The organism is Ruminococcus callidus ATCC 27760, from assembly GCF_000468015.1.
Classification (GTDB): Bacteria; Bacillota; Clostridia; order Oscillospirales; family Ruminococcaceae; genus Ruminococcus_C; species Ruminococcus_C callidus.
On sequence record NZ_KI260448.1, the window covers coordinates 1 to 2,320 of the forward strand.

Sequence of the window (2,320 nt, forward strand, 5' to 3'; positions counted from 1 at the left end):
ATCGGTCGTTCGCTTTTCCTTTTGTTCATTGCGTTTGATTTAGCATTTGAGTTCATTATAATGTTTGAAAGTTTTTAAAGAAAAATGGGTTTTACCCCTTGACAAAACGGAACTTATATGCTATAATTTTATTATAGCAAATGCACCATTAGCTCAGTTGGTAGAGCAACTGACTCTTAATCAGTGGGTCCTGGGTTCGAGTCCCCGATGGTGCACCAATTAAGGCCCGTTGGTCAAGCGGTTAAGACTCCGCCCTCTCACGGCGGCATCACCAGTTCGAGTCTGGTACGGGTCACCATTTTTCTTTTAGTCGGTGTTTATGGCAAAGAGGTTCCACCCGTTCCCTTTCCGAACACGGAAGTTAAGCTCTTTTACGCCTACGATACTTGATCATCTTGATCTGGAAAAATTGGGCAATGCCGGCACAAGAGCACATGTAAATGTGCTCTTAGATATTCCTCTATAGCTCAGTCGGTAGAGCATGCGGCTGTTAACCGCAGGGTCGTTGGTTCGAGTCCAACTGGAGGAGCCAAGATAAGCGAATCACGAAAGTGATTCGCTTTTTTGTTTTATATATGATGAATTGAAAAAAAGCCCGATTCAGTTTTCACCGCAAAGGCAAACTGGATCGGGCTTCTTTCTTTATACAGATAAAACAAAAACCGCCGCAATATCATGCGACGGTTTTTCCATTTGGCAGGGGCACCAAGAATCGAACTCGGGACACGTGGTTTTGGAGACCACTGCTCTACCAGCTGAGCTATACCCCTATGAAAATTATTTTGTACAGGAAACCTGCAACGTAAATTATTATAGCACAAAAAAACCGCCTTGTCAACTACTTTTTGCAATTTTTTTCATTTGACATTTGTACACTTCGTACATATGTCCGAAAATGTACGGAATTCCGGCAGAATCGGGGCAGAAAAGGGGAAAACTGCGGCACGATTCCGACAAAAGCCGACAGCAGAATTTGATATAATAGACCTGTCGGAACGCAGAAACGGCAAAAGCCGGAAGCCATCGGCGATCGCAATGGCTTTGCCGCCCGACAGGTCTGACAAAAGGAGGCTTTTTCATATGCAGAATCTTTGGAAACAGGTGGCAGACCAATATTGCACCTCTGCGGAGGAAGTGCAGGCGGAAATCGCAGAGGCAATCCGGCAGGGCATGAACAATCCGGACGCGGACGTGCAGCAGGCGTGGGCAGAAATCCCCCGTCAGCAGGACGAGCCGCAGCCGGAGGACGTTGTCGCATGGATTGCCGCACAGCTGCTGGCGGCGGGAATCCTGCCGGAATCCGCAGCTGTATCGGAACAGCCGGAAATGGCAGTCAAACGGTAATTCCCAAATCTGTACATCTTTTGCGGAAAATGTGCCATATTCCTGAAACCACGCAGGGGACGGTGAAAACCGTCCTTTTGCATTTTCTGGAGAAACAGTTTCGCTGGGAACGTGTTCTTCTGCATTCATAAAAATTCCATGCAAACTGCCCGAAAAGCCCTTGCATCTCCGGAAAAACTGTGCTATACTAATATTATGCAGCCTCAGCGAAAATATGCTTCCGGCTGTTGAGATCGAGAGAAAGAAGTGCAGATAAAAATGACAAAAATTACAATATTCTCCGGCTTTTTGGGTGCCGGTAAAACCACGCTGATCCAGAAGCTGATTCAGGAAGGCTATGTTGGCGAAAAGCTGGTGCTCATCGAAAACGAATTCGGCGAGATCGGTATTGACGGCGGCTTTTTGCAGGACGCCGGCGTAGAGATCACCGAGATGAACTCCGGCTGTATCTGCTGTAGTCTGGTAGGCGACTTTGGCAAGGCTCTGGAAAAGGTGCTGGAACAGTACCACCCGGATCGCATCCTGATCGAACCTTCCGGCGTGGGCAAGCTGAGCGATGTCATTCGTGCAGTCCAGAATATCCATGCCCATGACGTGGAACTGGACGGCTTTACCACAGTAGTCGATGCCAAGAAGTGCAAGATGTATCAGAAGAACTTCGGCGAGTTCTTCAACAATCAGATCACCTATGCAAGCTGCCTGATCTTGAGCCATACCGCTGGTCTGTCGCAGGAGAAGCTGGACGACTGCGTTCGCCGCCTGCGGACCTGCAACGAAAAGGCTCCTGTCGTCACCACGGACTGGGCAGAACTGACCGGCAAGCAGCTGGTTGAGGCAATGACCCAGAAGAACACACTGGACGACGAATTACAGGAATTGCTGGCAGAAGCCGCTGCACACGATCATCACCACCACGATCATGACCATGAGGAACATGAACACCATCACCACCATGACCACGACGAACATGACGAGA

General features: G+C 48.7%; 2 protein-coding genes, 4 tRNA genes and 1 rRNA gene. 6 read left to right on the forward strand and 1 reads right to left on the reverse strand.

Annotated features, from left to right (window positions below; translation table 11 throughout):
* Nucleotides 1-142: 142 nt before the first annotated feature.
* The 4 genes from RUMCAL_RS10400 to RUMCAL_RS10415 all read left to right on the forward strand — a co-directional run bounded on the left by RUMCAL_RS10400 (nucleotide 143) and on the right by RUMCAL_RS10415 (nucleotide 532).
* Nucleotides 143-218: transfer RNA gene (locus tag RUMCAL_RS10400), tRNA-Lys, on the forward strand.
* Nucleotides 219-223: 5 nt separating this feature from the next.
* Nucleotides 224-298, forward strand: a tRNA-Glu gene (locus tag RUMCAL_RS10405).
* 11 nt (nucleotides 299-309) lie between these two features.
* Nucleotides 310-425, forward strand: a 5S ribosomal RNA gene (rrf, locus tag RUMCAL_RS10410).
* A gap of 31 nt (nucleotides 426-456) precedes the next feature.
* Nucleotides 457-532 (forward strand) — tRNA-Asn (locus RUMCAL_RS10415).
* A 162-nt stretch (nucleotides 533-694) separates the two neighbouring features.
* On the opposite strand, the gene RUMCAL_RS10420 is transcribed toward RUMCAL_RS10415, so the two are convergent.
* Nucleotides 695-770, reverse strand: a tRNA-Trp gene (locus tag RUMCAL_RS10420).
* 310 nt (nucleotides 771-1,080) lie between these two features.
* Here RUMCAL_RS10420 and RUMCAL_RS10425 point away from each other — a divergent pair.
* Complete coding sequence (locus tag RUMCAL_RS10425) at nucleotides 1,081-1,344, forward strand: sporulation initiation factor Spo0A C-terminal domain-containing protein (RefSeq protein WP_040647933.1); 264 nt, start codon at nucleotides 1,081-1,083, stop codon at nucleotides 1,342-1,344.
* Between the two features lie 258 nt (nucleotides 1,345-1,602).
* Nucleotides 1,603-2,320 (forward strand): GTP-binding protein (locus RUMCAL_RS10430; protein ID WP_021682824.1); only part of this gene is annotated, 718 nt, incomplete at its 3' end.